This window comes from Pseudomonadota bacterium, assembly GCA_030860485.1.
In the GTDB taxonomy this organism is placed as follows: Bacteria; Pseudomonadota; Gammaproteobacteria; order JACCXJ01; family JACCXJ01; genus JACCXJ01.
Genome location: JALZID010000312.1, coordinates 1 through 6,724, shown reverse-complemented (window position 1 = coordinate 6,724; position 6,724 = coordinate 1). Strand labels below are relative to the sequence as shown.

Genomic DNA, 6,724 nt, shown 5'->3' with positions numbered 1-6,724 from the left:
CCGGTGTTTTCAGAAATCCGTTACCCCCAGGGGCCTTCGAGGCCGGTAGGGTGATTGAGATGAAGACACGCGGAAATCCATCAGGGCCAGAGGCGACCAAGGCCTCACCAACAGGCCGGATATATGGAAGCAACTGCGCTACCGACCTCTGCCGTCAACGAGCGAGATGCTTGCAAATCGGAGGAGTCCATATATGGGGGTACAGGCGCTGCGGCGGTGAACCGGCTTGTTAGTTAGCGAACGTCGGCCGGACCCCCAGCGGGGGAGGGTCAGGGAAGAAAGACGCTTGGTCAGCAACCGCAGCGCCGACCCCCCACCCTACCCTCCCCCGTCCGCAACAAACGCGGACAGGGGGGAGGCGAATCCTCCGTTCATTTCGAACGCGATAACGCCTCGATATCGATGCCGGGCGTCTCGACCCGCATCCCACCGTCCTTCCAGATGACCTTCCCGATGTCCTGCCACGGCTGGCTGATGTTTTTCTGGCGGAGGTCCCTCTCCCAATCCATCGGCACGCGTATCCACTTCAGCTTGATCGTAAACTCCGCGTTCGCCCCATCGAGCCCGACCTCCTTGCCCCAGAAGAGGGTCACTTTTTGAATCAGTCGGTACAGGCGTTCTCGTTTGATCCTGGCGGTGACGGCCACGTTCGCCCACATCGATTGAACCCTCCCCCAGTTCGGCGCGACCAGCCTGCCTTCTTCGTTGACGAACGGCAGCCAACGCTCCCGGCCGGTCTGGTCCCGATAGGTGAGCGCCAGCAAATGCTCATAGCCCGCGAAGTGATCGTGCATATAGAGCGCATGCGGCGTGATACCCAGAAAGGTATGGGAAAGACCCAAGACCGCATTGCTCATCACTGCCAGCACCTCGGTGATCTTCGAAGCGCCGGGATCAGCTTTCAGGCGATAGAAAATTCCATAGTGAATCGTGCTGTTCAATTGAAGCGCAATGATCAAGACCAGAAACTTGCTGACGCGGACGGGAAGCTGGCGGGGCGTGCCGATGTAGCGCTCGTAGAGCAGCTTGAATGGTTCGTCTTCCGGCGCAGGTCGTTCCGGCGGAACAGCACAGCCTTCGTCGCATACGATCCGGGTGCGCCCGTCGGCGATATGGCGGTAGATGCGTTGGCCCAGTTGATAAACCCCCGGCATCCTCATCAGCCAGCCCAACGGCGCGAGGTATCTCATGCCGATGAAGATCCGCACGTAGGTGTCGAGCCCGAGGTAGAGTCTGCCCTTCCGGTCCAGGCCATAGATATCCTTCAATAGCTCATCGTCGGATATCCGATCGAGCGCTCGATACTGCCGGGCATGGGTTTGCAGGCCTCTGAATGCGATCGCTTTGCAGACATCGAAGTGCTGCACCGTGATCACGGTTCTATTGCACAAAGGGCATTGTTCGTCGTAAAACACCGTCAGCGTCGGTTCCTGTACCTGTAGCGCCCTCCCGAGACATCTCCACCAAGCGAACGGAACCATCAGCGCATAATGCACCAGCATTCCGAAGCCGAACGGATAGATGTTCAAGGACAGAATGATGCCGATATGAAACGCAAGCCCAATCAGGAGCAAGGGAACGCGAAAAGGGCGGAAACAGGAGAGAAAAACAAAAACGAACTGAAAGATGAGCAGCGCGTACCCGATGATCGCCTGTAGCGGCTTGTTGTTCAAGACCCAGGTCAAATCGATGCCGGACATATAGTAGGGCATGGTGGCAGGCAGCCATGCCCCCATGCCGTTACGCCAGAGCTCGGCCGACAGCTTGTGAACGGCCGAATCGAAGTAAAGGAGCCCCAGGGAGAACAGCATCGGTATGTAATAGCAGAGCACCGACGCGTCGGCCGGCGGGACGTAACGATGAGCAATGGTCGAATACTTGAGCGTCTTACGGAGCTTGTCGAGGGACAGTGCCCGCTCGGTGGGCAGGAACATCAGAAGGAAGCTCGATCCGATCATGAGCTGGTCGAACCCTCCATCGAAGTCCTGCCACATCGGCGTGAACACCACGAACACGATCCAGAGAAGATAATTGACGACTGCCGCGAAGCGAGTGTGGTAACCCAGCACCAGGAACACGGCGACCATCGCCCACCCCAGCAGCAGGTAGTGGATGATAGGTGAGGCCAGATCGACATAGGGGACAGGGTCGAAGATCAGGTGGCGGAACCAGTAAAGGAACACGACCTCTTGGAAGACCACGAGGCCAAAGCCTATCCGAAAGACACCGAGGCCGGTGGCCGGCGTGCGTTTAGCGACGCCCTGCCTGACGAGGTTCAGGATCTGGCGGTACATGTCTCGTGAGTGATCCGCCTCGGGTTGATACCGATGGCGTGGCTTTGGCCCAATAGTGAAATACGAGATCCGCAGCCACCAGAACTACGGTGCGTAGGCGGCGCCCCGGGCGCCCAGCTCAGCCTCGCCAGCGACGCAGCATTATATTATGGCTTCCGGTGTTCCGACTTACGGTAGACCCGGCATACCCCGCAAAGCACGCGTAGCACTCGCAGGGCGAAATATGCGATAGACGTATTGCGCCGCATGCGTGCCTCGTTCAGCGCAATACGCGGTGAACCGCTATTGTGCCCTACGGGCTTATGGTTGGGGAACATCTAGATCCTTGCAGATCCGCCTTGCAAGGTACTTATTGATGTCACAATGCCGCGGAATTGCCGTTGCCTTCCGGGTCGCCCGATTGACATAGACCGTATGCTTGCTACCCTCCCGGAAGGACTCACAACCATGATGCTCCAAGTGCTGGATAAGATCACGGCGCTTCATGAAACCGTCGTGATGAGGCGCTCTTTCACAACGTTCCGGCCTTGAATCGATTCCTCCGCCAATGCGCGATTAGCTTCCAAGACTAGCTGGATCGCCTCCAGAAGATTCTCACGTGCTTCTTCGAGGGTACCACCTTGAGTGTTTGCGCCCGGCAATTCCTCAATGAAAGCAATATAGCCTTCCGGGACTTTTTCAAAGACAGCGGTGAACTCCATCGGCATTACCTCGGACTACATTCTCTATACGACTGAACTCCTGGGCCCTCCGCGGTACGGACACCGGTTACCCGGCGGCCACCGGTGCGCCGGAGGGGGGTCACCGGCCTCCGGCAGAACGTAGCGTGCGGATTTCCCGCACCACCCTCTTCAGGCCTTGGTTCACAGCCCGCCTAGGATGCGGTTCCCATCGTCGACCACATCCTACGCCGGTTGAATAACGGCAAGTCGTAGGGTGTGCACCGGCCCGTTTGCGGTGCGCACGCCGACGGAGCGTTAGAATCACCGTAACCGGTCGGAAACATCCAAGCCATTCCGCGTGCGCACAGCGCACCCTGCCCTTGCTTCGGCGTTCTACGCTACGGGGTTCCCGGGCTCAGTTGCCAACATTAGAAGCAACAGACTCACGGAGTAACGTCTTTTCATGGCGATAAACATAAAGGTCCCCGATTCCCTGAGAATAGCTCGCGCTAAATCTTTCAGGGACCGGATACACCGCCCAAGCCTCGCCAATGTCCCAGTCCCGCAAAGAGAGAGCAATGGATAGAGACATGGGTTTGGGGCCAAAAGGGAAAATGACGACTGGCCCATCATCCCGCAGGGCGTTTCGCCGCCGCGTATTGTCAGAAGCACGGGCAGTCTATAGCCGTCGGCGCGTCGAATTGCTCGCGGAATGCTGCCGATATCGTCGTTAAACATGCGAAGGGATCCTTGCGCTGCATTTAGAAGCATCGCTTGCAGGTTGCTAATGGCTCTGCTCGATCGCTCCTGGTTATATTTACTTTGTTCATCGACAGAGTTGTATACCAACTCAAGGACGCACCTAATGGAGTCTCTCGATAGGAGAAGCATTGTGTCCAGCGTGCTGCCTGGCAAAGCCTTTTGCGGAGTTTGGAATCCACGCATTCAGAACGTCACGTTGAAAGTCCTTCCACTCACTCGAATAAGGGGCATAGCCAAGCTGGCGAACATCGTAGTGATCTCCAGCTCGTGGTAATGAGGGATGAACATTAGGGGCAGGCCCCAAAATTCCAGGCCGGCACGCCACGACGACGCGAAAAGGATGATTCTGATCCAAGAGATGTAGTACTGGGACAAGACAGAAAACCGGCACTTCCTCAGCCCTATCGAGCAGCAGTACAAGATCCTTTCCAGATGCTGCATGTACCTCCGCGGCTAGGTCATCAATTAACCCGTACAGAAATTGTAGATTTGGTTTCCGACGGAAAATCCCAGGCTCCAGGGCCGGTAGCTGTTCTTCCAGCCAGTCCACCATCTCCCCGTCCATTGGCATGTGGGTTCTCACCGCGGATGGCAGTGTCTTGGCTAAACGTGCTGGTGAGAATACCAACTGTCGATTGCGTGATTCCTGGGCTAGCCAGAGAGCGAGAAGTGCCGCTGTCTTGTCTTGTAGATAACCCTCCTCGCTCGGGGAAATCTGATGGAACGACAACCCGCCAGCACCAGTGTCAGCGGAGACGCCGTTCAAGATCTTTCTAAGATCGCCATATATTGCGACGAAATTCTCATTATGGCGTGCCGTTCGAAGTAGCATTGTTTTCCAGAGCCCCGCGCCCCAACAAGCAGTGTGCTTCGGCTGGGGGGAAGACTCCGAGTCCCGGGGGCTGAAGAAAAACGTGCTTGAGGTGCTCAGAGGCTATTTTCTCTGCATCGAGCGGGGGTTGGTCGTCTCTCAAAGTCACACCTTCAATACGGCGTAGATGAGCTATCGGGCCACTTCACCGGTTCCGTGTCGCCTCCTGAGAGCTAGCATGATGTAGAAGGCCGATCCGTCGTGTTGCTAGACGGCAGCTGACCTGCCAGGAAGTATAGCACACGTTGCATCAATGACTTAGGATAGGGCTTCGACTCGGTGGTGGGGGGTGGAAGGTGGGGAGACCTTGGGCGGCTGGGACGGCCAGCGCGGCACCGTGCTACACGGCGACGGGCTACTGGCAGGTCCAGCAGAGCCTTGATGACGAAGGAGTTATGAAAGGTGGGAGTCCGACCGTCAGGCAACACGGCAGAGGGACAGAGATCAGAATCCGCCCCCCGCAAGGGGCGCAGCCCAGGCTGGTCGATCAGGTCCGCGACGTCATCCGGCAGCTGCGCTACAGCATTCTGATGGGGCGAGGCTACGTGGGTACCGCCAAGACATGCACCAGATCGCTTCGAACCGCGGAGAACGCGCCATACGGAAATCGCCGTAGTAACGCGCGACGGACACCCGTGATGACCTCTGAATACAGAAACTCTTCCCCAAGGCCAGGGCTTCGCATTTCGTACCAGTCATGCGCTTCGCCCATTTCATGCAATGCCCGAGCAGAAAACGTTAGCCGGAACGCCATGTGCCGTTTCGCAGGTGTGACTTCAGTTGCTCCCACGAGTAACCGGCTTCGGGATTGGCTTCGAACTCCTTCAGACGCTCTTCGAGCTCCGCCTTTATTTCCGGTGTGACTTCGACAGCTTCCGGAACGGCTGCGATGCTTTCCCAGATGAGCTCGACAAGGCGGATACGCTCCTGCACAGGAAGAAGGATCTCAGCAACGGAGATTTGCTTCATTGTTCAATAGCCTAAAACTGCAGCGGTTGACGGGCTAGTATGAAATTCAAAGCCGAGCCGTCGTATTGCTAGGACGGCGGCGGCTTCACTGGCAAAGTCTACCACACATCGCATCAATATCTTGCGAACGTCTGGGCTCCGATCTTGCCGCGTGATAAGCGGCGGGACGGTAGGAGGGTGAGGGAGGCGGCCTCGGCACCGTGGTATACGACGGCGGGACAGTCGGCGGGGCCGGCGCGGCCTTGATGGTGAGGGAGTTGTGCAAAGGGGCAGCAGTCCGACCGTCAGGAAACACTGCCTGGACGGGCGTCCTAATTCGCTCCGGGCACGGGGCCAGCCCGCGTAGGGCGGAAGCCCCGCAGGGGCGTTCCGCCGAATGACACGTCACCACATCATCGTCTACGCTCGCCGGCGGCAACATCCAACGCACCCTCGCCACCCTAATCGCGTGGATAGGCACCTGCCTTCACCCACCGATGAAATGTCGAATGGGGCCAGTGCGCAACCACCGACACGTAGCCATGTTTGACCGGGTTGAAGTGCACGTAGTCCACATGGCACGCATAATCTCCCTCGTCCCGAATAGCATGCTCCCAAAAAAACGTCGTTACCAGATGCCACGTTCACCCTTCGCCATTCGTATCGATGAACGCCCTTCCGTTGGCGGCAGCGCCTGTACCAAAACGAATTTTAATTGCCTTAATGCGATTGGAAAAGTCATCATCGCCCGGTGGTAGGGTAATCACGCAATGCATGTCATCGGGAAGCACGACCCAAGCATCGATATGGAATGGCCGGTCGGCTCGCGTGCACTTCACTGCCCCTCGCAATAGTTCGATATGCCGCACCAACAAGTCATCCCGGCGCTCTAATAGATTGATGGTGAAAAAGTAAGTGCCTCCCGGCACACAGTAACGGCGGTAATCCGGCATCGGTGAGCCTTATCACCTTTCATTCATTCGGCGGAACACCCCTGCGGGGCTTCCGCCCTACGCGGGCTTGCTACCCCCCCGGAAGAACTCCAACCCATGATGCTCCATAAGCGGTCTATTAACCCCACCCGGCTGTTCAGGGCGGTGTCGGCGTAAGCTCTTGCGTTTTGGCGTGGAACGGCAACAGCGCCTCGATCTGTTCGGGGGTCTGGGCCTTGGGCAACTCGGTGAAGA

The 6,724-nt window shown here is 57.5% G+C and carries 5 protein-coding genes; all 5 read right to left on the bottom strand.

Annotated features, from left to right (window positions below):
- Window positions 1-371: 371 nt before the first annotated feature.
- Complete coding sequence (locus M3461_19515) at window positions 372-2,294, bottom strand: DCC1-like thiol-disulfide oxidoreductase family protein (protein ID MDQ3776385.1); 1,923 nt, start codon at window positions 2,292-2,294, stop codon at window positions 372-374.
- Window positions 2,295-2,594: 300 nt separating this feature from the next.
- Window positions 2,595-2,780 carry a type II toxin-antitoxin system HicA family toxin gene (locus tag M3461_19510; GenBank protein ID MDQ3776384.1) on the bottom strand — a complete coding sequence of 62 codons (186 nt, stop codon included), beginning with the start codon at window positions 2,778-2,780 and terminating at the stop codon, window positions 2,595-2,597.
- Window positions 2,777-3,001: a type II toxin-antitoxin system HicB family antitoxin gene (locus M3461_19505; protein MDQ3776383.1), complete on the bottom strand. Its 225-nt coding sequence runs from the start codon at window positions 2,999-3,001 to the stop codon at window positions 2,777-2,779. The genes M3461_19510 and M3461_19505 overlap by 4 nt, the downstream gene beginning before the upstream one ends.
- A gap of 2,326 nt (window positions 3,002-5,327) precedes the next feature.
- Window positions 5,328-5,558: an addiction module protein gene (locus M3461_19500; GenBank protein ID MDQ3776382.1), complete on the bottom strand. Its 231-nt coding sequence runs from the start codon at window positions 5,556-5,558 to the stop codon at window positions 5,328-5,330.
- 623 nt (window positions 5,559-6,181) lie between these two features.
- Entirely contained in the window at window positions 6,182-6,490 is a 309-nt protein-coding gene (locus M3461_19495) for a hypothetical protein (protein MDQ3776381.1), read from the bottom strand.
- Window positions 6,491-6,724 lie beyond the last annotated feature (234 nt).

Coding starts and splice junctions, on each gene's coding strand:
- M3461_19515 (MDQ3776385.1), bottom strand. CDS start 2,294: ATGTACCGCCAGATCCTGAACCTCGTCAGGCAGGGCGTCGCTAAACGC.
- M3461_19500 (MDQ3776382.1), bottom strand. CDS start 5,558: ATGAAGCAAATCTCCGTTGCTGAGATCCTTCTTCCTGTGCAGGAGCGT.
- M3461_19505 (MDQ3776383.1), bottom strand. CDS start 3,001: ATGCCGATGGAGTTCACCGCTGTCTTTGAAAAAGTCCCGGAAGGCTAT.
- M3461_19510 (MDQ3776384.1), bottom strand. CDS start 2,780: ATGAAGCGCCGTGATCTTATCCAGCACTTGGAGCATCATGGTTGTGAG.
- M3461_19495 (MDQ3776381.1), bottom strand. CDS start 6,490: ATGCCGGATTACCGCCGTTACTGTGTGCCGGGAGGCACTTACTTTTTC.